Annotated in this window: 21 protein-coding genes and 1 pseudogene; 14 read left to right on the top strand and 8 right to left on the bottom strand. The window is 65.0% G+C overall.

Annotated elements, in window-relative coordinates:
* Positions 1–36: 36 nt before the first annotated feature.
* The gene (locus CNE_RS24540; protein WP_013952984.1) at positions 37–1,203 is read left to right on the top strand and encodes an acyl-CoA dehydrogenase family protein; all 1,167 of its coding nucleotides are present in this window, start codon (positions 37–39) and stop codon (positions 1,201–1,203) included.
* Between the two features lie 149 nt (positions 1,204–1,352).
* Here CNE_RS24540 and CNE_RS24535 read toward each other — a convergent pair whose 3' ends face one another.
* Positions 1,353–1,868: an Lrp/AsnC family transcriptional regulator gene (locus tag CNE_RS24535; RefSeq protein WP_013952983.1), complete on the bottom strand. Its 516-nt coding sequence runs from the start codon at positions 1,866–1,868 to the stop codon at positions 1,353–1,355.
* Positions 1,869–2,060: 192 nt separating this feature from the next.
* Between CNE_RS24535 and CNE_RS24530 the strand changes: the two genes are divergently transcribed.
* Complete coding sequence (locus CNE_RS24530; RefSeq protein WP_013952982.1) at positions 2,061–3,077, top strand: 1-aminocyclopropane-1-carboxylate deaminase; 1,017 nt, start codon at positions 2,061–2,063, stop codon at positions 3,075–3,077.
* 42 nt (positions 3,078–3,119) lie between these two features.
* Here the strand turns inward: CNE_RS24530 and paaX are convergent, their stop codons facing one another.
* Complete coding sequence (gene paaX / locus CNE_RS24525; RefSeq protein WP_013952981.1) at positions 3,120–4,061, bottom strand: phenylacetic acid degradation operon negative regulatory protein PaaX; 942 nt, start codon at positions 4,059–4,061, stop codon at positions 3,120–3,122.
* Positions 4,062–4,192: 131 nt separating this feature from the next.
* Here paaX and paaA point away from each other — a divergent pair, with 131 nt between their 5' ends.
* From paaA to CNE_RS24480, 9 genes are all read left to right on the top strand, one after another.
* Positions 4,193–5,179, top strand: coding sequence for a 1,2-phenylacetyl-CoA epoxidase subunit PaaA (gene paaA, locus CNE_RS24520; RefSeq protein WP_013952980.1), 987 nt, complete (start codon positions 4,193–4,195; stop codon positions 5,177–5,179).
* A gap of 54 nt (positions 5,180–5,233) precedes the next feature.
* Positions 5,234–5,515, top strand: a complete 282-nt coding sequence (gene paaB, locus CNE_RS24515; protein ID WP_010809321.1) for a 1,2-phenylacetyl-CoA epoxidase subunit PaaB — start codon at positions 5,234–5,236, stop codon at positions 5,513–5,515.
* Positions 5,516–5,525: 10 nt separating this feature from the next.
* On the top strand, positions 5,526–6,281 hold the full coding sequence (gene paaC / locus CNE_RS24510; RefSeq protein ID WP_013952979.1) for a 1,2-phenylacetyl-CoA epoxidase subunit PaaC: 756 nt from the start codon (positions 5,526–5,528) through the stop codon (positions 6,279–6,281).
* Between the two features lie 5 nt (positions 6,282–6,286).
* On the top strand, positions 6,287–6,802 hold the full coding sequence (paaD, locus tag CNE_RS24505; protein ID WP_013952978.1) for a 1,2-phenylacetyl-CoA epoxidase subunit PaaD: 516 nt from the start codon (positions 6,287–6,289) through the stop codon (positions 6,800–6,802).
* A 19-nt stretch (positions 6,803–6,821) separates the two neighbouring features.
* Positions 6,822–7,898, top strand: a complete 1,077-nt coding sequence (gene paaE / locus CNE_RS24500; RefSeq protein WP_013952977.1) for a 1,2-phenylacetyl-CoA epoxidase subunit PaaE — start codon at positions 6,822–6,824, stop codon at positions 7,896–7,898.
* A 58-nt stretch (positions 7,899–7,956) separates the two neighbouring features.
* Positions 7,957–9,621 carry a phenylacetic acid degradation protein PaaN gene (paaN, locus tag CNE_RS24495; protein WP_013952976.1) on the top strand — a complete coding sequence of 555 codons (1,665 nt, stop codon included), beginning with the start codon at positions 7,957–7,959 and terminating at the stop codon, positions 9,619–9,621.
* Between the two features lie 81 nt (positions 9,622–9,702).
* Positions 9,703–11,052: a phenylacetate--CoA ligase PaaK gene (gene paaK / locus CNE_RS24490; RefSeq protein WP_013952975.1), complete on the top strand. Its 1,350-nt coding sequence runs from the start codon at positions 9,703–9,705 to the stop codon at positions 11,050–11,052.
* A gap of 154 nt (positions 11,053–11,206) precedes the next feature.
* Positions 11,207–11,515, top strand: coding sequence for a DUF485 domain-containing protein (locus CNE_RS24485; protein WP_013952974.1), 309 nt, complete (start codon positions 11,207–11,209; stop codon positions 11,513–11,515).
* Positions 11,512–13,176 carry a cation acetate symporter gene (locus CNE_RS24480; protein ID WP_013952973.1) on the top strand — a complete coding sequence of 555 codons (1,665 nt, stop codon included), beginning with the start codon at positions 11,512–11,514 and terminating at the stop codon, positions 13,174–13,176. Before CNE_RS24485 ends, CNE_RS24480 begins: the two co-directional genes overlap by 4 nt.
* Positions 13,177–13,383: 207 nt before the next feature.
* Here CNE_RS24480 and CNE_RS42750 read toward each other — a convergent pair whose 3' ends face one another.
* Positions 13,384–13,512 (bottom strand): hypothetical protein, encoded by a 129-nt coding sequence (locus tag CNE_RS42750; protein WP_269148719.1) that lies wholly within the window; start codon positions 13,510–13,512, stop codon positions 13,384–13,386.
* Between CNE_RS42750 and CNE_RS24475 the strand changes: the two genes are divergently transcribed.
* The 3 genes and pseudogenes from CNE_RS24475 to CNE_RS24465 all read left to right on the top strand — a co-directional run.
* Positions 13,501–13,875, top strand: a complete 375-nt coding sequence (locus CNE_RS24475; protein WP_193351067.1) for a hypothetical protein — start codon at positions 13,501–13,503, stop codon at positions 13,873–13,875. The genes CNE_RS42750 and CNE_RS24475 overlap by 12 nt on opposite strands.
* A 228-nt stretch (positions 13,876–14,103) precedes the next feature.
* Positions 14,104–14,613, top strand: coding sequence for a lecithin retinol acyltransferase family protein (locus CNE_RS24470; protein ID WP_013952971.1), 510 nt, complete (start codon positions 14,104–14,106; stop codon positions 14,611–14,613).
* 151 nt (positions 14,614–14,764) lie between these two features.
* A pseudogene (locus tag CNE_RS24465) lies at positions 14,765–14,959 on the top strand (ATP-binding protein); the annotation flags it as partial.
* 1 nt (position 14,960) lies between these two features.
* Here CNE_RS24465 and CNE_RS24460 read toward each other — a convergent pair.
* The 5 genes from CNE_RS24460 to CNE_RS24440 form a co-directional block, all read right to left on the bottom strand.
* Complete coding sequence (locus CNE_RS24460) at positions 14,961–15,176, bottom strand: hypothetical protein (RefSeq protein WP_013952969.1); 216 nt, start codon at positions 15,174–15,176, stop codon at positions 14,961–14,963.
* A 114-nt stretch (positions 15,177–15,290) separates the two neighbouring features.
* Positions 15,291–16,838 carry a class I adenylate-forming enzyme family protein gene (locus tag CNE_RS24455; RefSeq protein ID WP_013952968.1) on the bottom strand — a complete coding sequence of 516 codons (1,548 nt, stop codon included), beginning with the start codon at positions 16,836–16,838 and terminating at the stop codon, positions 15,291–15,293.
* A gap of 68 nt (positions 16,839–16,906) precedes the next feature.
* Positions 16,907–17,416: an acetone carboxylase subunit gamma gene (locus CNE_RS24450; protein ID WP_013952967.1), complete on the bottom strand. Its 510-nt coding sequence runs from the start codon at positions 17,414–17,416 to the stop codon at positions 16,907–16,909.
* Positions 17,417–17,439: 23 nt separating this feature from the next.
* Positions 17,440–19,764, bottom strand: a complete 2,325-nt coding sequence (locus tag CNE_RS24445) for a hydantoinase B/oxoprolinase family protein (RefSeq protein WP_013952966.1) — start codon at positions 19,762–19,764, stop codon at positions 17,440–17,442.
* A gap of 11 nt (positions 19,765–19,775) precedes the next feature.
* A complete protein-coding gene (locus tag CNE_RS24440; protein ID WP_041228634.1) occupies positions 19,776–21,920 on the bottom strand; it encodes a hydantoinase/oxoprolinase family protein in 2,145 nt (714 codons plus the stop codon).
* Between the last annotated feature and the right edge of the window lie 59 nt (positions 21,921–21,979).

Here is a 21,979-nt window from a genome sequence, read left to right as displayed (position 1 = left end):
GGCCGTCCGCCACAGACCGAACGCAAGCCAAGCGCCATGATCGAACAGACCCAATCGAACAACTTCCAAGAAATCCGCGACGCCATCCGCGCGCTTTGCGCGGAGTTTCCCGATGAGTACTTCCGCAAGGTGGACGAGCAGCGCGCCTATCCCGAGGCCTTTGTCAATGCGCTGACCGCGGCGGGCTGGCTGGCGGCGCTGATTCCGCAGGAATACGGTGGTTCCGGCCTGGGCCTGACCGAAGCCTCGGTCATCATGGAAGAGATCAATCGCTGCGGCGGCAACTCCGGCGCCTGCCACGGGCAGATGTACAACATGGGCACGCTGCTGCGGCACGGCTCCAAGGCACAGAAGGACAAGTACCTGCCGAAGATTGCCTCGGGGGAATGGCGCCTGCAGTCCATGGGCGTGACCGAGCCCACCACCGGCACGGACACCACCAAGATCAAGACCTCGGCGGTCAAGAAAGACGGACGCTACGTCATCAACGGCCAGAAAGTCTGGATCAGCCGCGTCCAGCACAGCGACTTCATGATCCTGCTGGCGCGCACCACGCCGCTGGCCGAGGTGAAGAAGAAGAGCGAAGGGATGTCGATCTTCATGGTGGACCTGCACGAGGCGCAGAAGAAGGGCCTGACCGTGCGCCCCATCCCCAATATGGTCAACCACGAGACCAATGAACTGTTCTTCGAGGACCTGGAAATCCCCGAGGAAAACCTGATCGGTGAAGAGGGCAAGGGCTTCAAGTACATCCTCGATGGCCTGAACGCCGAGCGCACGCTGATCGCGGCCGAGTGCATCGGCGACGGCTATTGGTTCATCGACCGCGTCACCAAGTACGTCAAGGAACGCGAGGTCTTCGGCCGCCCCATCGGCCAGAACCAGGGCGTGCAGTTCCCGATTGCCGAGTCCTTTATCGAACTGGAAGCGGCGAACCTGATGCGCTGGAAAGCCTGCGAACTGTTTGACAAGCACGAGCCCATGGGGGCCCAGGCCAACATGGCCAAGTACCTGGCGGCCAAGGCCAGCTGGGAGGCCGGCAACGCCTGCCTGCAGTTCCACGGCGGCTTTGGCTTTGCCTGCGAATACGACGTGGAGCGCAAGTTCCGGGAAACGCGGCTGTACCAGGTGGCACCGATCTCCACCAACCTGATCTACTCCTTCGTCGCCGAACACGTCCTGGGCCTGCCGCGCTCATTCTGAGCGATGGACTGCGCGCCAGCCCCAACATTCAAGGGGCTGGCCGGATGGAACCCCGGCAGCAACGGCGCCGGGGGTTCTGCTTCGCCCCAGGCCCCCGAATTTCCCCCTGTCTCCTCTCTTCGTCCGCGCAGCCGGATCCAGCCCGATCCTCAAATCGGAAACTGCGTCGTCGACAGCACCTGCTTGAGCACCATGAACGAGCGAATCTGCCGCACGCCCGGCAGATAGAGCAACTGCTCCGCGTGGAGGCGGTTGAAGCTCTCGCTGTCCTTCGTCCTGAGCATCATGATGTAGTCGAACTCGCCGGTGACTTCATGGCATTCCATGCAGCCTGACACCTTCTGCGCCGCTTTCTCAAAGGCGGCGAACGACTCGGGCGTGGACCTGTCCAGCACGACCCCGATGATGACCAGCATCCCCGCGTCCAGGGGAGCCGGGTTCAGCAGCGCCACGACGCCGCGGATCAGGCCATCCGCCTTCAGGCGTTCCACGCGGCGCAGGCATGCGGGCGGGCTGAGGCTGACCTTGGCCGCCAGGGCCAGGTTGGAGATGGATGCATCGCGCTGCAAGGCGCGGAGGATGGCCTTGTCCGTGCGATCCAGCACCGGCGCGGGCTGCGGGGAGGTCTCGGATTTCGTACGAAATTTTATTCTGGATGTGGCCATTTCTACGGAATAAAGAGAATTTTCTGGTGCTTCCGGCCTTTTTATCGTGCAAGAACTCGCAGATCTTTGCAAGCACCTTTCGTCCCAGCGTTCTTATGATGATTCCAGATGCGGCGTCGCGCAGCTTCCGTGCGAATGCCGGGCTTTGCGGCTGCCGGGCGCCCGCATGCCAACCACAACCTGGAGCCAGTCATGAACCTGAAGCAATTTCCGCGTCATTCCCTGACCTTCGGCCCGACGCCGATCCATCCGCTATCGCGGCTGAGCGAAAGCCTGGGTGGCAAGGTCGAGCTCTATGCCAAGCGCGAGGACTGCAACAGCGGCCTTGCCTTTGGCGGCAACAAGACGCGCAAGCTCGAATACGTCATTCCCGACGTCCTGGCGCAGGGCGCCGATACGCTGGTCTCGATCGGCGGGATCCAGTCGAACCACACGCGCCAGGTTGCCGCCATCGCGGCCCACCTGGGGCTGAAGTGCGTGCTGGTGCAGGAGAACTGGGTCAACTACTCAGACGCGGTCTATGACCGCGTGGGCAACATCCAGATGTCGCGCATCATGGGGGCCGACGTGCGCCTGGTCAGCGAAGGGTTTGACATCGGCATTCGCCCAAGCTGGGAAGATGCCATGGAGAGCGTGCGCAAGGCGGGCGGCAAGCCCTACCCGATTCCGGCAGGCTGCTCGGAGCACCCGCTCGGCGGTCTCGGCTACGTAGGGTTCGCCGAGGAAGTCCGGGAGCAGGAAGCCGAGCTCGGCTTCAGCTTCGACTACATCGTCGTCTGCTCGGTCACCGGCAGCACCCAGGCGGGCATGGTGGTGGGATTCGCTGCCGACGGCCGTGCGGACCGGGTCATCGGCATCGATGCATCGGCCAGGCCGGAACCGACGCGCGCGCAGATCCTGCGCATCGCACGCCATACCGCGGAGCTGGTCGGCCTCGGCCGCGACATCACTGAAGCGGACGTGGTGCTGGACACCCGCTATGGCGGCCCCGAATACGGCCTGCCTTCGGCGGGCACCCTGGAAGCCATCCGCCTCAGCGCCAGGCTGGAAGGCATGATGACCGACCCGGTCTATGAGGGCAAGTCCATGCAGGGCATGATCGACATGGTCCGTCGCGGCGAGTTTCCGCAAGGATCGAAAGTCCTCTTTGCTCACCTGGGCGGGGTGCCGGCGCTGAACGCCTACAGCTTCCTCTTCAAGGACGGGTGATTCCGTGCACAGTCTCGCAGCCGGGATTCCCCCGATGCCCGGCTAATTGCCGCCGGCCGCCTGCGCGCCGGCCCCAAAGCGTAGGCGCAGGCTCCGGTTGGCATCCTGCAGCGAACCGTCCGCCGCTTCCACCACGCGGTGCAGGTAGTCTTCGCTGGCGTCGAGCAACGCCCCATACAGGGTGTGGCACAAGCCGCGCGCGGTGCGGCCGGGCCAGTCTTGCGGCAGCATCGCTTCAGGCAGGTTGGGGTCGCGCAGCAGCACGCGCCGGTATTCATGCACCAGCAGCGTCCGCACGAAGAAGGCATCGGCCGGAGCAAGCCCGGCCGGCTCTTCGGCCAGCGGCGTAAAGCGGCGCAGCAGTGCCTGCCAGGCAGCGGCCACGTCGCCGAGCTTGAAGGTCTGGTGCATCAGCGCCTGCAGTGGCCGGATGGAAAACGCCTCGAGGCTGCTTGCCTCCATCACCGCCACATCGTCCTGCGCGCGCGCGGCCTGGATGATTTCGCGCAGCGAGGCGAGGTCCGCATTGGGGTGGGCCATCACCCCTGGCGCAATGGCGCCGAAGCCCTCCCACAGCAATTCCCGCTTCAGCTTCTGCCGGACCGTGGCGCGTACGTCACCGCGCACCATCACCAGGGTCCAGCGGCCGTCCCATTCGGATGCCTCACCGGCGTAGATGCGCTTGCCGGCGTGCAGTACACGCTGCAAACCGGCGTCAGACAGCCCGTAGTAGCTGCGCCGCCCGATCCTGGTAGCGGCCAGCCAGTCGTCGGCGGTAAGGCGGAAGGTGGCGGTTCGCACCAGCCGGTCATTGATGCCAAACGGCGCCGCCAGCCGGATCAGGCTGCCCAGCCAGATGGCCTGGGGCCGCGGCGCCACCACATCGCCGAACAAGGTCACCAGCATGGAATTGGCGCCCAGCTTCAGCCCGCGTGCCAACCGCGCCACGCGCGGAGAAACCGGATCGGTGCCTGACGTCGCCATTGGCCTGCCCCTTTAAGTGATACACAAACGCCGATTGATTGAATCAAATTGTATCACTACCATCCGTTGCAACTGATGATGTTGATGCAGGTCAAGACCCCGATTCAGAGCAACCAAGAGCGGAGCAAAGGATGTACGCACAGCTGGTGGAGACAGGAGCGACGAGGCTTCGCGCCATGGAAGAAATGGAGCCGCAGGAACGCGAGTTCCAGGCGCGCGTGGATGCCGGGATCAAGATCGAGGCCAAGGACTGGATGCCCGAGGCCTATCGCAAGACCCTGGTCCGCCAGATCTCACAGCATGCGCATTCGGAAATCGTGGGCCAGCTGCCGGAAGGCAACTGGGTCACCCGCGCGCCGACGCTAGAGCGCAAGGCAGTCTTGCTGGCCAAGATCCAGGATGAGGCCGGCCATGGCCTGTATCTCTACAGCGCGGCCGAGACGCTGGGCGTGTCGCGCGACCAGATGCTGGGCGACCTGCACACCGGCAAGGCCAAGTATTCCAGCATCTTCAACTACCCGACGCTGAGCTGGGCCGATATCGGCATGATCGGCTGGCTGGTCGACGGCTCGGCCATCATCAACCAGGTGCCGCTGTGCCGCTGCTCGTTTGGCCCGTATGCGCGCGCCATGGTGCGCGTGTGCAAGGAAGAGTCGTTCCACCAGCGCCAGGGCTACGACATCCTGCTGTCGTTGTGCAACGGCACGCCCGAGCAGAAGCAGATGGCGCAGGACGCGCTGAACCGCTGGTGGTGGCCGGCGTTGATGATGTTCGGCCCGTCCGACGGCGATTCGCCCAACAGCGCGCAATCCATGCAATGGCGCATCAAGCTGTTCTCCAACGACGAGCTGCGCCAGAAGATGGTCGACCAGACCGTGCCGCAGGCCGAGTACCTGGGTTTGGTCATTCCCGATCCCGAGCTGAAGTGGAACGAGGAGCGCGGCCACTATGACTTCGGCGAGATCGACTGGTCCGAGTTCTACAACGTCATCCAGGGCAACGGCCCGTGCAACCGCGACCGCCTGCGCACCCGCGTCAAGGCCTGGGAAGAGGGCGCGTGGTTCCGCGATGCCCTGGTGACCCACGCCGACAAGCAGGCGCAGCGGGCCGCCGCCTGACACCGCGGCGCGCGGCGCCGCCATCCATCCAACGCAATGACACAGGAGGTTGCCATGAAAGAGTGGCCGCTTTGGGAGATCTTTATCCGCAGCCAGCACGGCCTGGCCCACAAGCACGTGGGCAGCCTGCACGCGCCGGACGGCGAAATGGCGATCAATAACGCGCGCGACGTCTACACGCGCCGCAACGAAGGCGTCAGCGTCTGGGTGGTGAAGGCCGGCGACGTGGTCGCCAGCAGCCCCGGCGACAAGGGCCCGCTGTTCGAGCCGGCCAACAGCAAGGTCTACCGCCACCCGACGTTCTTCCCGATGCCGGAAGCCGTCAAGCACATCTGATACGGCCCGCATGATGGACAACCACAAGCTCGAATACCTGCTGCGCCTCGGCGATTCCACGCTAGTCCTCGGCCAGCGCCTGTCGGAATGGTGCGGCCGCGGCCCGGCGCTGGAAGAGGACATCGCGCTGACCAATGTCGCGCTCGACCTGATCGGCCAGACCCGGCTGTGGCTGGGCTACGCCGCGGAAGTGGAGGGCGCCGGCCGCACCGCCGACCAGCTGGCCTACCTGCGCGACGCGCACCAGTTCCGCAACCTGCTGCTTGCGGAGCAGCCTAACGGCAGCTATGCCGATACGCTGGCGCGGCAGTTCCTGTTCGACACCTGGCACTACTTCCTGCTCGACGGGCTGCAGCGCTCGACCGATGCTCGCATCGCGGAGATCGCCGCCAAGTCGCTCAAGGAAGTGACCTATCACGTGCGCCGCAGCGCCGACCTGGTGGTGCGCCTGGGCGACGGCAGCGAAGAGAGCCACCGCCGCATGCAGGATGCCTTCGACGACCTGTGGATGTTCAGCGGTGAGCTGTTCGAGTCCGACGCGGGCGACGCCGCGCTGGTGCAGGACGGCGTGGTGCCCGACCCCGCATCACTGGCCGAACCGTGGCAGCGCCACGTGGCCGCAGTGCTGGAAGAAGCCACGCTGCAATTGCCTGCCGGGACGTGGTCGCAGAGCGGCGGCCGCCACGGCCGCCATACCGAACACCTCGGCTACCTGCTGGCCGAAATGCAATTCCTGCAGCGCGCCTATCCGGGCGCCAGCTGGTGAACGCCATGACTGCGCAAGCCATCGCACGCCCGGCCATCGGGCAGGTCTGGACCTGGCTCGATACGGTGCCCGATCCCGAGATCCCGGTGATCTCGGTGGTGGATCTGGGCATCGTGCGCGACGTGGCATGGGAGGACGACGCCTGCATCGTCACCATCACCCCGACGTACTCCGGCTGCCCGGCCATGACCGTGATCCGGGAGGAGATCGAGCGCACGCTGGCCGCGCAGGGCATCGCCAGCGTGCGCGTGCGGACGCAGCTGGCGCCGGCCTGGACCACCGACTGGATGACGCCGCGCGGCAAGGCCAGCCTGGGCGGCTACGGCATTGCGCCGCCGGCCCAGCAGGTGATCGACATCAGCGGCATCAGCCGCAAGGTGGCGCCTGCGCTGGTGGTGGCCTGCCCGCACTGCGGCTCGCGGCACACGCGGCTGGTCAGCCAGTTCGGCTCGACCGCCTGCAAGGCCCTGTACCGCTGCGGCGACTGCAAGGAACCGTTCGATTACTTCAAGGCGCACTGAACCTGACCGGGGTAGTGAGATGAGCAAATTCCATGAACTGACCGTGGCCTCGGTCACCCGCGAAACCCGCGATGCCGTGGCCGTGACCTTTGCCGTGCCGGATGAACTGGCCGACACCTACCGATACATCCAGGGCCAGCACCTGACGCTGCGCACCGGCATCGGCGGCGAGGACGTGCGCCGCTCGTACTCGATCTGCTCGGCGGTGCAGGACGCGCAGCTGCGCGTGGCGATCAAGCGCGTCGACGGCGGCCTGTTCTCGAACTGGGCCAACGAACAGCTGCAGCCCGGCATGAAGCTGGAGGTGATGCCGCCATCCGGCCACTTCCACGTGCCGCTGTCTGCCGCGCAAGCGAGGCACTACGTGGCATTTGCCGCCGGCAGCGGCATCACGCCGATGCTGTCGATCATCAAGACCACGCTACAGGCCGAGCCGGAAAGCCGCTTCACGCTGTTCTACGGCAACCGCGCCTCGTCTTCCGTGTTGTTCAAGGAAGAGCTGGAAGACCTGAAGGACACCTACCTGCAGCGCTTCAACCTGGTGTTCGTGCTCAGCCGCGAGCAGCTGGATATCGACCTCTTCAACGGCCGCATCGACGGCGAGAAGGTCAATGCCTTGCTCAAGCACTGGGTCAAGCCGCAGGACATCGACATCGCCTTTATCTGCGGCCCGCATTCGATGATGGAGGAGGTGTCGCAGGCGCTGCTCGACAACGGCGTGGACAAGGCCCGCATCAAGCGCGAGCTGTTTGCCACCAGCATCCCCTCGGCACGCCCGGCCGCGCATGCGCACAAGCAGGTGGGTCAGCAGCAGTGCGAGGTGACGGTGATCCAGGACGGCCGCACGCGTTCCTTCACGCTGGAGAAGAACAAGGAGACGGTGCTGGATGCCGCGCTGGCGCAAGGCATCGAGCTGCCTTACTCATGCAAGGGCGGGGTCTGCTCGACCTGCCGCTGCAAGCGCATCGAAGGCGAGGTCGACATGGACGTCAACTTTGCGCTGGAGGACTACGAAGTCGCGCGCGGCTTCATCCTCAGCTGCCAGAGCTACGCCGTCAGCGACAAGCTGGTGATCGACTTCGACCAGGAAACCTGAGGCGTTTCCTGCTGCCGTCCCGACCCATACACAAATCATTCTGCCCCCGGAGCAAGCCGTGTCCCATCTGTTTTTTGAACGCCACCAGGCGCTGCTGGAACAAGCCACCCAAGCCATTGCCGAGCGCGGCTACTGGAGCCCGTTCACCGAAATGCCGAGCCCCAGGGTCTATGGCGAAACCGCCAACGCCGACGGCAAGGCTGCGTTTGAGGCCCGCCTGAACCGCCCGTTCGCGCTGTCGCAGCCGGGCACCGTCGGCCAAGCGGGCAAGGAAGTCTCGCCCTACGGCGCGGAACTGGGCATCACCTATCCGAAGCCCGACCTCGACCAGCTCTTTGCCGGCGTGGCCGAAGGCATGCCGGCCTGGCGCAAGGCCGGGCCGGAAGCCTGGGTCGGCGTGTCGCTGGAAATCCTGCAGCGCCTGAACCGCCGCAGCTTCGAGATTGCCTACGCAGTGATGCACACCACCGGCCAGGCCTTCATGATGGCCTTCCAGGCCGGCGGCCCGCACGCGCAGGACCGCGGGCTGGAAGCCGTTGCCTACGCCTGGGACGAGATGCGCCGCATCCCGAAGCAGGCCATCTGGGAGAAGCCGCAGGGCAAGAACGAGCCGCTGCGCATGGAGAAGCGCTACAGCGTGGTGCCGCGCGGCGTGGGCCTGGTGATCGGCTGCTGCACCTTCCCGACCTGGAACGGCTATCCCGGCCTGTTCGCCAGCCTGGCGACCGGCAACGCGGTGGTGGTCAAGCCGCACCCGGGCGCGATCCTGCCGCTGGCGATCACCGTCGAGGTGGCGCGCGAGGTGCTGCAGGAAGCCGGCTTCGACCCCAACCTGGTCACGCTGGTGGCCAACGACCCGACCGAGCGCATGGCGTCCACGCTAGCGCTGCGCCCGGAAGTGCGCCTGATCGACTTCACCGGCAGCAGCGCCAATGGCGACTGGCTGGAGCGCAATGCGCACCAGGCCCAGGTCTATACCGAGAAGGCCGGCGTCAACCAGATCGTGATCGACTCCACCGGCGACTTCAAGGGCATGGTGCGCAATATCGCGTTCTCGCTGGCGCTGTACTCGGGCCAGATGTGCACGGCACCGCAGAACATCTATGTGCCGACGGACGGCATCGACACGCCGGAAGGGCACCTCAGCTTCGACCAGGTGGCCGCGGCGATCGGGGAGGGCGTGGTCAGGCTCACCAGCGATGCGGCCAAGGCGGTGGAGTTGCTGGGCGCGATCCAGAACGACGGGGTGGTGCAGCGCATCGAATCGTCGCGCGCACTGGGCGAGATCGTCGCCGACAGCCGCGTGCTGGAGCACCCGGAGTTCCCCGGCGCGCGCATCCGCACGCCGCTGGTGCTCAAGGTGGACGCCAGCGACGAGGGCAAGATCATGCAGGAGCTGTTCGGCCCGATCTCCTTCATCGTCGCCACCGACAACACCGCGCACAGCATCGCGCTGGCGCACCGCGGCGCGAAGGAACATGGCGCACTGACGTTGTCGGCCTACACCACCGATGCCGGCGTGAATGAGGCCATCCGCGATGCCGCCGAGGACGCGGGCGTGGCCCTGTCGCTGAACCTGACCGGGGGCGTGTTCGTCAACCAGTCGGCCGCGTTCAGCGACTTCCATGCCACCGGCGCCAACCCGGCAGCCAATGCCTCGCTGTCGGATGCGGCCTTCGTCGCCAACCGCTTCCGCGTGGTGCAGAGCCGTTCCCATATCTGATGTACTAGCTAGCAGTCGCAGTACCCGGCGCCGGCCCCCAAATACGTATGCGGCGCGATCATAACGATGATGGAGTAGACAATGGTTCAACGCATCCCCAACCCCAACGAGCTGGAGCCGATCGAGCGCGCCAGCCGCGACGAACTGCAGGCGCTGCAGCTGGAACGGCTGAAATGGAGCGTGCGCCATGCCTACGACAACGTGCCGCATTACCGCAAGGCCTTCCATGCGGCCGGGGTGCATCCGGACGACCTGCAGTCGCTGTCAGACCTGTCGAAGTTTCCATTCCTGACCAAGCAGGACCTGCGCGACAACTATCCCTTCGGCATGTTCGCTGTGCCGCGCGAGAAGGTGGCGCGCGTGCATGCGTCGAGCGGCACCACGGGCAAGCCGACCGTGGTCGGCTATACCGCGAAGGATATCGATACCTGGGCCAGCGTGGTGGCGCGCTCCATCCGCGCCGCCGGCGGCCGCGCCGGCGACCTGGTCCATGTCAGCTATGGCTATGGCCTGTTCACGGGCGGCCTGGGTGCCCACTATGGCGCCGAGAAGGCCGGCTGCACGGTGATCCCCATGTCCGGCGGGCAGACCGAGAAACAGGTACAGCTGATCCGCGAGTTCCAGCCCAACATCATCATGGTGACGCCGTCGTACATGCTGAACCTGATCGAGGAGATGGAGCGCCAGGGCATGGATCCGTCGGAAAGCTCGCTCAAGGTCGGCATCTTCGGCGCCGAGCCGTGGACGGATGCGATGCGCGCCGAGATCGAGGCCCGCGCCGGTATCGACGCGGTGGACATCTACGGACTGTCTGAAGTCATGGGGCCGGGTGTCGCATGCGAATGCATCGAGAGCAAGGACGGCCCGGTGATCTGGGAAGACCACTTCTACGCCGAGATCATCGATCCGGTGACCGGCGAGGTGCTGCCGGATGGCGAAGAGGGCGAACTGGTGTTCACCTCGCTCACCAAGGAAGCGCTGCCGGTGATCCGCTACCGCACGCGCGACCTGACGCGCCTGCTGCCGCCCACCTCGCGTTCGATGCGCCGCATCGGCAAGATCACCGGCCGCTCGGACGACATGCTGATCATCCGCGGCGTCAATGTGTTCCCGTCGCAGATCGAGGAGCTAATCCTGAAGACGCCGGCCCTGGCGCCGCAGTACCAGCTGGTGGTGACCCGCGACGGCCACCTGGACAAGCTGGAAGTTCGGGTCGAAGCGCGGCCCGGACCTTCGGCAGCCCTCTGCGCCGACGATCGCGCGACGTTGGAGCGCGAGCTGAAGGCGCAGATCAAGACCTACGTGGGCGTGACCACGCGCGTGCAGGTGGTGGATGCGGACGGCATCGAGCGCACCACTGTGGGCAAGGCGCGGCGGGTGCTCGATATGCGGCCGAAGGTCACGCACGAGCAGCCGGTCGGGGCGATCTGAAGCACTGTCCTCTACCAACACCCGTGGCAAACGCTCCCCTCTCCCGCCTGCGGGAGAGGGGAGCAAACCGCCGGCAGATTCAACGCCGCAGCAATTCATCCAACGATGGCGCTCACCCAGAGGCGCCGCGCCCCCTGCGCCAAAGGAGACCACCATGGACGCGCGACAACTGGAAACCATCCAGAACCACCCCGATTTCATCCGGCTGACCAACGGGCGGACCCGCCTGGGCTGGTCGCTGACGCTGGTCATGCTGGTGATCTACTTCGGCTTTATCCTGCTGCTGGCGTTCTCGCCGGCCACGCTCGGCACGCCGCTCGGCGCAGGTGTGATGACCGTGGGAATTCCCGTCGGCGTGGCCGTCATCGTCTCGGCTGTGCTGCTGACCGGGATCTACGTGTACCGGGCCAACCGCGACCTGGACCCGCTCAACGAACGCGTGCGCAAGGAGTGCCAGGCATGAAGCCCGCCAACCGTTACCTGTGCGCGGCCCTGCTCGGGCTTGCCAGCATGGCCGCCTCGGCGGCACCCGCAATCCAGGGCGATGCCGCGCCGCGGCCGCTGAACTGGAGCGCCATCGTGATGTTCCTGCTGTTCGTGCTGTTCACGCTCGGCATTACCCGCTGGGCGGCGCGCCGCACGCGCTCGGCATCCGACTTCTATGCCGCCGGGGGTGGGCTGAGCGGCTTCCAGAACGGACTGGCAATTGCCGGCGACATGGTTTCCGCGGCCTCTTTCCTCGGCATCTCCGCGATGATGTTCGACAAGGGCTATGACGGGCTGATCTACGCGCTGGGCGTGGTGGCCGGCTGGCCGATCATCCTGTTCATCGTCGCCGAACGGCTGCGCAACCTTGGTCGCTATACCTTTGCCGACGTGGTGTCATATCGGCTGGCGCAGAAGCCGGTGCGGATCACCGCCGCCTGCGGCACGCTGACGGTGGTGATCATGTACCTGGTGGCGCAGATGGTCGGCGCCGGCAAGCTGATCGAGCTGCTGTTCGGCACCAGCTATGAGTCCGCCGTGGTGATCGTCGGCCTTCTGATGGTGCTCTATGTGATGTTCGGCGGCATGCTGGCCACCACCTGGGTGCAGATCATCAAGGCCGCGCTGCTGCTGGGCGGCGTGACCTTCATGGCCGTGATGGTGCTGGCGTATTTCGGCTTCAGCCCGGAAGCCATGTTCGCCGGCGCGGCGAAGGTGCATGACAAGGGGCTGGCGATCCTGTCGCCGGGCGGGCTGGTGTCGAATCCCATCGATGCGATCTCGCTGGGGGTGGGCATGATGTTCGGCACCGCGGGCCTGCCGCACATCCTGATGCGCTTCTTCACCGTGGCCGACGCCCGCGAGGCGCGCAAGTCCGTGCTCTACGCCACCGGCTTCATCGGCTACTTCTACGTGTTGATCCTGGTGGTGGGCTTCGGTGCGATCGTGATGGTGGGGGCGGATCCGGCCTACCGCGACGCGGCCGGCAAGATCATCGGCGGCAGCAATATGGTGGCGGTGCACCTGTCGCATGCGATCGGCGGCGATCTCTTCCTGGGCTTTATCTCGGCGGTGGCGTTCGCGACCATCCTCGCGGTGGTGGCGGGCCTGGCCCTGTCGGGCGCTTCGGCAGTCTCGCACGACCTCTATGCCAACGTGTTCCGCCGCGGGCAGGCCAACGAGAAGGATGAGATCCGGGTGTCCAAGGCGGCCACGCTCGTGATTGGCGTGCTGGCCATGGTGCTGGGCGTGATGTTCGAGAAGCAGAACATCGCCTTCCTGTCCGGCCTGGTGCTGGCGATCGCGGCCTCGGTCAACTTCCCGGTGCTGTTCCTGTCGATGTTCTGGAAAGGCCTGACCACGCGCGGCGCGGTGGCGGGCAGCCTGGCCGGTCTGGTGTCGGCGGTGGCGCTGCTGGTGCTGGGCCCGACGGTCTGGGTGGGCATCCTGCATCATGACAAGGCGATCTTCCCGTATGCCAACCCGGCGCTGTTCTCGATGACGCTGGCCTTCGCCAGCGCCTGGCTGGCGTCGGTGCTGGACCGCTCCACCCAGGCCAGCACGGAGCGCCAGCGCTATGGTGCGCAGTTCGTGCGTGCGATGACCGGGATTGGCGCTGCCGGGGCGAGTCAGCATTGATCCTGAGGGCAGGGCAGCGTAGCAGTGAGGCTATTTCCTGGACCATCCTCGGCGTGGCCGCATTGGCCAGGCGGTCGCTCTTTGTCGAAATCAGGGCAGTGGCCGCGACACGCGCTGCGTGATCGGCAGGGGAGATCACGCCCCTCCCCCAGTGCGATCTCTAAGAGAAGAGGACCAGCGTTGCCCTCAACCCCGGGTGATTGTCGGTCAGTTCAAGGGCGCCGCCATGCAGCTTTGCAACGGCGGCACGATGGTGAGTGCCTCCACGAACTCGACCAGCGAGGCGGTGCCGGCCTGGCGTTGCTTGCGGTGGTGGCGCTCGGCGTGTGGCTGCATCGGCCGCTGGCCAATGTTCCGGAGAATGCCCTCAAGTTCGGCGTCGGTGTCATGCTCGCGGCTTTCGGCACCTTCTGGGCAGGCGAGGGCATCGGCCTGTCGTGGTTGGGTGAAGACTGGGCAATCCTGGCACTGATCGGCGTTTTCGCCGTGGTTGCGCTGGCAATGGTTCATCTCTTCAAACGAGTGATGGGGCTTTTCGTGGATGACGGCTGGCTGGCCATCGGCGTGGTGGCCTGGGTGATGGCGTCGTGGGAGATGGAGGCCATGCATGCCGTCACTGCAGCCAGGGCGGGGCCGCTGTTCGCGGTCGGACTGACGGTGCTACTGGCGGCCAGCGCGGTCCGCCGTGCGCGCACCTGAGGAGCAGCCCCCGGCATCGCAAGCGCCCGAACCGCACAGCGAAGTCGACTGACGAGGGTCCGATTCAGCGCGCAACCAGGGCGCCGTTGATACTCCCTCGCCGATTCAGTAGCAAGACGCATGGCATAAACAAAAACTTATGGACAGTAGAAGAATGTTTAATTGTTATTAATGTGTTGCCGGACATAGGCTTTACTCAAGTTCACCTGATCGCTTGTGCATTCGAACATGGGCCAGCCAACCTCCAACCAACGTCGCACCGCCAGCGCAGCCGTGGCACAGCGACCCCTCGATGCCGGCGCAGAACCGCCGCTCGGTGCCCATCTCGTCACCCCGCGGCGCGGCTACAGCCACCATGGCATCTATGTAGGCGACGGCAAAGTGGTGCATTACGCCGGACTTGCCGGCTCGCTGCGTCGCGGCCCCGTCGAGGAAATCAGCATCACGCATTTCGCTGGCGGATTCGAAGTCCTGATCGAACCAAGTGCTGATCCGGTGTACGTCAGGCATGAAGCCGTGCGGCGTGCTCGCTCGCGGTTAGGCGAGAATCGCTACAGGCTGCTGACCAACAACTGCGAGCATTTCTGCGCCTGGTGCCTGTATGGGGAAAGCCGTAGCGAACAGGTGCTCGCGTGCCTCATCGACCCGCGCGCAGCCCTTCGGACCGCGTTATGTCTGTTCGCGGCATGCCTTGCGGCGGCATGGCCGATGCGGCGCATCGGCGCTTACGTGACCTGACCGGCCCCGGTTCTTCCCATGCCGTACAGCGCGGTCGCGGTAAACCCGATGAATGAGGCTCTGTATTTGACGGCGTTGTCGGCGCGCCCCGGCGACGATGCCATCACTGGGCATCAGACGGGGTCCTAACGATTACAGCCTTGTCACGCATTTGCCGAAGCTGTTCGACCGGTTTTTCCGTGCGGACCCCACCCGGGCCAACTCCGGCGAGTCATCAGGCATCGGGCTCGCCATCGTTAAGACCATCATGGACCGGCACCATGGCACCGCGCAGGCGGAATTGACACCGGGGCAGGTGACCTGCTTCCGGCTGGTCTTTCCGGGCCGCGCGGAGCCGGGCCAATGACTCAGGCCTGCGCAGGCAGGTGGGCGCCATCGAGGTAGGGATCGCGTGCGCTGTTGTCGGCGCCGTCCGTGAAGGGGTCGCGCTGGCGGTGGACCTGGTCGGCGGTGGTCCCGTTGGCATCGTTGGCGGGATCGACAGCCGCTGAGGCAAAAGGCGCTGCGGAGCCCAGTACGGTGAGCAGCAGGGCGGCAATGAGGATTCGGCGGGTAGGCATCATGACACTCTCCGGCTGATCCATGCGGCGCGCGGATCGTCGCGCCGTGCACAGCAGTCTATGTATCCGATGCCAACCGATGCATTGCTGCTTGATGACAGAGTTGTAAGTCTCGGCCTACGCAAGCTGCCAGCGCCAGGTCCTAGCATTCGCCTGTTCGCCACCTTGGGCCAACAGCTCCCGTAGCGCGGTCTTGAGTACCTTGCCGTTGCTGTTCTTCGGCAACGCATTGACGAACAGATAGGCTTTCGGCCGCTTGAATCTGGCGATCCGGTGCAGGCACCACTGATCCAGTTCGGACTGGGTCATCCGCATCCCGGCCTTGAGCACGACGACGGCCACCACTTCCTCTCCCCAGACGGGATGCCTGCGGCCGAGCACGGAGACTTCAGCCACCGCGGCATGGGCGAGCAGGGCGTCCTCCACCTCGCGCGGGTAGATGTTGGAGCCACCGCTGATAATCGTGTCCTTGCTGCGGTCCTTCAGCGTGAGCTGCCCCTGCTCGTCCACGCACCCGACATCGCCGGTATGCAGCCAGCCATTGCGCAGCGTCGCCACACTGGCCTCCGGGTTGTTCCAATAGCCTTGCATCACGGTGGGCCCGCGCACCAGGACTTCACCGACTTCCCCCACCGGGAGCGCACGGTCCCCGGCATCGGCGATGCGAATCTCCACGCCGGGCAGGGTCCGCCCGACCGAAGCCAGCGCCTTGAGGTCGCCGACGGCGTAGGCGCGGCCGATTTCGTGGGACGACTGGGCGGTGATGGTCATCGGACTTTCGCCCTGGCCGTAGATCTGCGCGATGCGGGGGCCCAGGCATTCGATTGCGGCGAGCTCGTCCTCCACATAGAGGGGCGCACCGCCACAGACTACGACCTTGAGATTGGAGAGGTCGGCCCGGGTCCGGCGTGTGTATTCGACCAGGCGGTTGAGCATGGTCGGCGCAGCGAAGAAGCTCGGGCGCTGGTGTGCGGCGACGAGGCCCGCCAGTTCGGCGACGTCGAAGCCGCCTGAAGGTGGAATCACCTGACTCGCACCTTCGGCCATGTGGGGGACCACGTAGAGTCCCGACCCATGGGACATTGGCGCAGCGTGAATCAGGCTGTCGCCTGGAAGGATGCGGGTGACCGCGCTGGCATAGGCGCGCGACATGGCGCCTAGATTGCGGTGCGAGAGCATGACCCCTTTGGGCTTGCCGGTCGTGCCGCTGGTGTAGAACAGCCAGGCGAGGGCGTCTTCGGACACATCGGTGACCGGAATGCCATGTGCCGCAAACAGGGCATGGTAGTCGGTGGAACCGACCACGATGGTCCGGGCGCCAGACACTGCTTGGGCGTCGGCGGAGAAGCTGAGGCGGGCGCCGCTGTCCTGCAGGATGCCCTGGATTTCGCGCGGATGCAGCCTGGCGTTGATCGGCACGGCACACAGGCCGGCATGCCAGATGCCGTACAAAAGCTCGACGTACTGCGGGCAGTTCTTCATGACCAACGCGACCCGGTCCCCGGCCTGCAGGCCGAGCCAGTCACGCAGGCCGCAGGCGCAGCGTGCCACGCGGTCGGCGAGTTGCCCGAAGGTACATAGCAGCTCGGTGCCGAGATAGAGCGCTGCCTGATCGGGATAGGCGCGGGCCGTGCGAACGAGCATTTGCGCAAGGTTGGGGTTCATGCTGCCTCCCGTTTTTGCCGTTGTCTGCGGGGGACAGGCCCTGCCTGCCCCCGCTCTTCACGCTGCGATCAGTCCGGGGCGCGCTCCGGAACCGGCAAGTGCACCCATTCCTTATAGAAAGCCTCGATGTCCGGCTCGAAGTCATGGATCACCGGATACCACGGGGTGGGCGCCTCGACGTCATGCATGGTGCCGCACGCCGGGCAGTAGTACTCGCGATATACCTGCCACTGGGTGTCGGGGGCCATGAGCCTGGGATAGACCTCGGTCATGGCCTCCTCGGTGTCGCGCACGTAGATCGAGGCATGCAGCTTCCAGTTCTCGCGGTAATCGCAGAACTCATGGCCGCAATCGCACTTGACCAGCCACTTCTTGTTGCTGGCCGATTGCACGATGTGCATATGCGGGCCGAGCGGAAGCACGATGCGGTCCGGAAAGCTCACCTTGGCCTGCAGGGCCGCCAGGTACTGCTCGAACCGGCTGTCATCCTTGGGCATCGAGAGCATGCGGAAGGTGGTTTCCCAGTCCAGGGAGCCTTCGACGAGGTGGGCAACCTGTTCATTGGTGTAGGCAGACATTGTTCAGCTCCTTGATTCGGTGATTACTCTTCGACCTGGACGACGGTGGTGACGTCGGGCAGCAGGGAGAGGTCCATGCGGTGCTTGGCGCCGTATGACGGCACGCCCAGTTCTTCCTCCAGCAACTGCCAGTCCGCGGGGAGGTTCCAGAATGCCTTGAACTCCCGCGTGAACTTCTCCGACAGGGCAAAGCTGGTGGCGAACATGTGTTGCACCTGGACGGACGAGTGCTTGTTGAGGATGCGTTCGCGCTCTTCCTTCATCCATTCGCGGGTTGGCAGGGACCGGGCCAGGCGTTCCTTGCGGATCTCGGCACGGCGGGCCTGGGTCTTGCCTGCATCTACCGTGAACACGCCCTTGGCGTCCTGGGTAAAGACGGCGCCATAGACCTTCTGCGCATATTCCGGCAGCAGGAACTTCTGGTTGAGGTCCGCTTCGATGGCCTTCGGATCCCGGTCGATCGGGTCACCAAAGCCCGGCCCCCCACGCAGATAGTTGAGGTACAGGTCGTGGTTGGCGTAGCAGTCCTCGGTGGTGATGCACTGCTTGTCACGCTTGACCACGGCAGTGGCATCGATGTGGCGCTCGTAGTCCGGGTCGCCCGGATCGATGTCGCCGCCCAGAGGCAAGGAGTCGCCGATGGCGATGCGCTTGTCCAGCCCAGTCTTGTGTGCCTCGAAGCGATAGCCGGTGGCTGAAGGATAGCCGCCCATCATGCCCCAATCGCTGTTCATGAACCCGTTGCCCATGAAGAACATGGTCCAGTCCTGGGCGTTCCACACCATGCGCAGCGTCTCGAAGCCGCAACCGCCACGGTACTTGCCATACCCGCCGGAGTTGGCCTTGACGTTCCGGCCAAGGTAGAGCAGTGGCTCGGCCATCTCCCAGATCTCGATGTCGCCCATGTCGCCTTCCGGGTTCCAGATCGCAGCGGCATGGTTGAGGCCATCCTTGACCGCGCAGGCACCAGTGCCGCAGGAGCTGGCCTCGAAGCTGTTGACCGCATGAATCTCGCCATCCTGATTGATGCCGCCGCCCTGCAGCCAGTTGGAGGTGTTGGCGTTACCGGCGTTGACCTCTTCCAGATAGCCGCGGCTGAAATAGGACTGGGAGAGACCGCGCCACAGCGCCGCCCAGCCGGAGACCAGGAAGTGCCAGGCGTAGGCATGGCCGGTGCGGCGGTCGTCCGGGTTGCACCACGTACCCTTTGGCAAGCGGAACTCGGTGGCGAAGTAGGCGCCGTCGTTGATGCGCTGGGTGGGCACTAGGGTCTGGCACATCATCACCCAGATTCCGGAAGTAAATGCCACCTGGTGGGCGTTGAAGGTATGCCAGCCCCAGCGGCTCGCACCTTCGAAGTCGAGGCGCCACTTGCCGTCCGGCTTGATGGTCATTTCCACCGGCGAATGCATGATGGAGTCGAGCTTGGCGAAGGCGTTGGAGACCTGCACGTCATCATGCTTGTATGGCACGTCGACAAAGGAGACCTTGCGGTACTTGCCCGGCAGGGTCATGGCCTTGATACGGCTCTGCAGTCCGCGGCGGCCTTCTTCGATGACCTCGTAGGTGAATTTCTCGTAAGCCTCGATGCCGTCGGCACGAATCACCTCCTCCACCAGGTCGCGAATCATGTGGCAGCCGGCGATGCGGGTCTTTTCGTCGAGGATCCAGTACTTGGGCGTGCGCACTGAGCGCTGGGACTCGTGCAGCCAGTCGCGCAGCGGCTCGTCATTCACCCCGGTCTTGCGGCAGGTGATCATGTAGCCGTCGCCGAAGCGCTGGGTCTGGCCGGTGGACATCGAGCCCGGCGTCACCGAGCCGGTGTCGATGACGTGCGTGACGCCGCCCACCCAGCCGATCAGCCGGCCCTTCCAGAAGATCGGCACGATGGTGGCGATGTCGCAGGGGTGGACGTTGCCGATGGCGCAGTCATTGGTCGTGAACATGTCGCCGGGGTTGATGCAGGGGTTGGCTTCCCAGTTGTTCTCGATCATGTACTTGATCGCCGCGCCCATGGTGCCGACGTGGATGATGATCCCGGTCGAAGTCAGGACGCAGTCGCCGGCGGCGTTGTAGAGCGTGAAGCAGAGTTCGCCTTCCTGCTCGACGATGGGACTGGCGGCGATCTTCTTGGCAGTCTCGCGGGCATGCACCAGGCCGCCGCGCAGCTTGGAGAACAGCTTCTCGTAGCCGATCGGGTCGCTGTCACGGAATTCCAGTTTCTCGAGGCCGTTGTAGTGGCCGGTGGCCTTGGTGCGCTCGATGATGCCGTCGCGGTGCTGCTTGAGCGTCTGGCCGTTCTGCAGCAGGTCGGCGAAGCCGACTTCTTTATTGCTCATCATGTTCATGGCGGGTCTCCTTACTTCACTTCCTTGAGATGGAACAGGCGGTGCTTGTCGATCGTGGTTTCGAAGCCGTCGGGCACGACGAAGGTCGTGGCGTCGGATTCGATGATGGCGGGACCCACGATGTGGTTGCCGGCCTTGAGGGCTTCCATCTTCCAGAGCGCGGCATCCACCCACTTCTTGTGGCGGTAGAAGGGACGGGTTCCGAGATAGGCTTCCCTGGGCGGCGTCGGGCCGGCATCCGGGTCTTCCGGCAGCACCGGCTTCTGGGTCACGACGGTGCCGCGCAGGATGGCGCCGGTGATCGAGAAGCCCAGTTCCGGCGAGCGGGCGGAGCTCGCATAGACGCGGCCGTAGGTGTTCTCGAAGGCCTCGACGATCTGGTCCCAGTCGGCGGCAGTGGCGGCGCTGGTCACCGGAGAGACGATTTCGAGGTCATTGAGCTGGCCCATGTACTGCATCTTGTAGCCGGGAATCAGCAGCACGTCCTCGGCCTTGTAGCCGTTGAGGACGAATTCCTCGATGACCTTGACTGCCAGTTCAGACCAGGCTTCCTGCAGGCTTTTGCAGGCGGCTTCCTTGTCGGCTTCGGGGGCGTGCTGGGCAACACCAAGGTCCACTGACTTGTCGTAGCGGTACTCGAAGTCGGCGCAGGCGCAGCCGAAGGCCGAGAAGCCGGCCGCCCAGGCCGGCACGACGACGTCCTTGAAGCCGACGCCCCCGGTGTAGCCGTAGGTGTGCACCGGGCCGGCGCCGCCGTATGAGAAGCAGGTGAATTCCGCCGGGTTGTAGCCCTTGGCACTGATGTTGGCGCGCAGGTACTCGGAGAGCGTGAGATCGAGCAGCTCAATGACGCCGGCGGCGGCATCCTCGACCGACAGGCCGAGCGGGTCGGCGATCTGCGCCTTGATGTGGTCGCGGGCGCGCTGCACGTCGAGCTTGATGGCACCGCCCAAGAAGTTCTCCGGGTTCAGGTAGCCGAGCACGACGTGGCAGTCGGAAACGGACACCGTGTCGAGGCCGCTTTCCGGCCAGCAGGTGCCGACGCGGTAGCCGGCGCTGTCGGGGCCAAGCTTGATCGACTTGCTGTAAGGGTCGAGGCGCACGAAGCTGCCAGCGCCGGCGCCGACCGAGTCCATTGCCACCAGGGGCAGGGAGAGCACCAGGCGGGCCATGTCGGGATCGGACTTGATGGCGAAATTGCCCTTGGTGATCAAGGCCACGTCGAAGCTGGTGCCGCCGATGTCGGAGCAGGCAATGTTCTCGTCGCCCAGGTACTCACCCAACAGCTTGGAGCCGATGACGCCGCCGATGGGGCCGGACACGATCGTGCGCGCGAGCTCCTTGGCCTTCCAGCTGATGGTGCCGCCATGCGTGGCCATCACCCGCAGGTCGAACCTGGCACCGTGCTTCTTGAAGCGATCGCTGACCTTCTTCAGGGTCTGCCGCGAAGGCTCCGCGCCGTAAGCTTCAAGGATGGTGGTATTCATCCTGTGGCTCTCCTTGCGCGACGGGTAATAGTCCACCGAGGCGAAGACCGGGATATCCGCCTTCAGCTTTTTGAGCTCCTCGCGCACGATGTCACGGGCGCGTTGCTCGCTGGATTCGTTCTTGTGGGATTGCAGCAGGCAAATGACGATGGCTTGCGAGCCGGCCTCCACCAGATCCCGGGTTGCCTGGCGGACTTCGTCTTCACGCAGCGGGATGACCACCTTCCCCTGCACGTCGGTACGCTCGGTGACGCCGCGCGTGCGCGAGACGGGCACCAGCGGCTCGTCGTAGCGGTGGGTGTTCAGGTGAATGCGGTCCTCCAGGGCATAGCCCAGGTAGCTCTGCAGCGCACGGCCCATCGAATGGATCTGCTCGAAGCCGCGGTTGCAGATCAGGCCGACGGCAAGGCCCTTGCGCATGAGAATGCGGTTGAGCATTGCCGTCCCGGAGTAAACACAAGTCACCAGCTCCGGATAGACGTCGTCCACGGTCCGCTCCCAGTGGGCGAGGGCGTCTTCGGAAGAGTTGTAGATGGCAAGGGATTCGTCGCCGGGATTGCTCTGCGCCTTGCCGACCACGAAGCGGCCATCGGAGCGCACGAAGAATGTGTCGGTCATCGTGCCGCCAGCATCGATGCCCATCACCTGTACGGTGGACTGCGGTTGCATGTTGCCTCCTGTCATTGGTGTAGTCATGGTGGGAGTTCCCACGAACCATCCATGGCAAG

Source organism: Cupriavidus necator N-1, assembly GCF_000219215.1.
In the GTDB taxonomy this organism is placed as follows: domain Bacteria; phylum Pseudomonadota; class Gammaproteobacteria; order Burkholderiales; family Burkholderiaceae; genus Cupriavidus; species Cupriavidus necator.
Note: the sequence above shows the minus strand (reverse complement) of the source record. Positions and strands in the feature narration are given on the sequence as shown.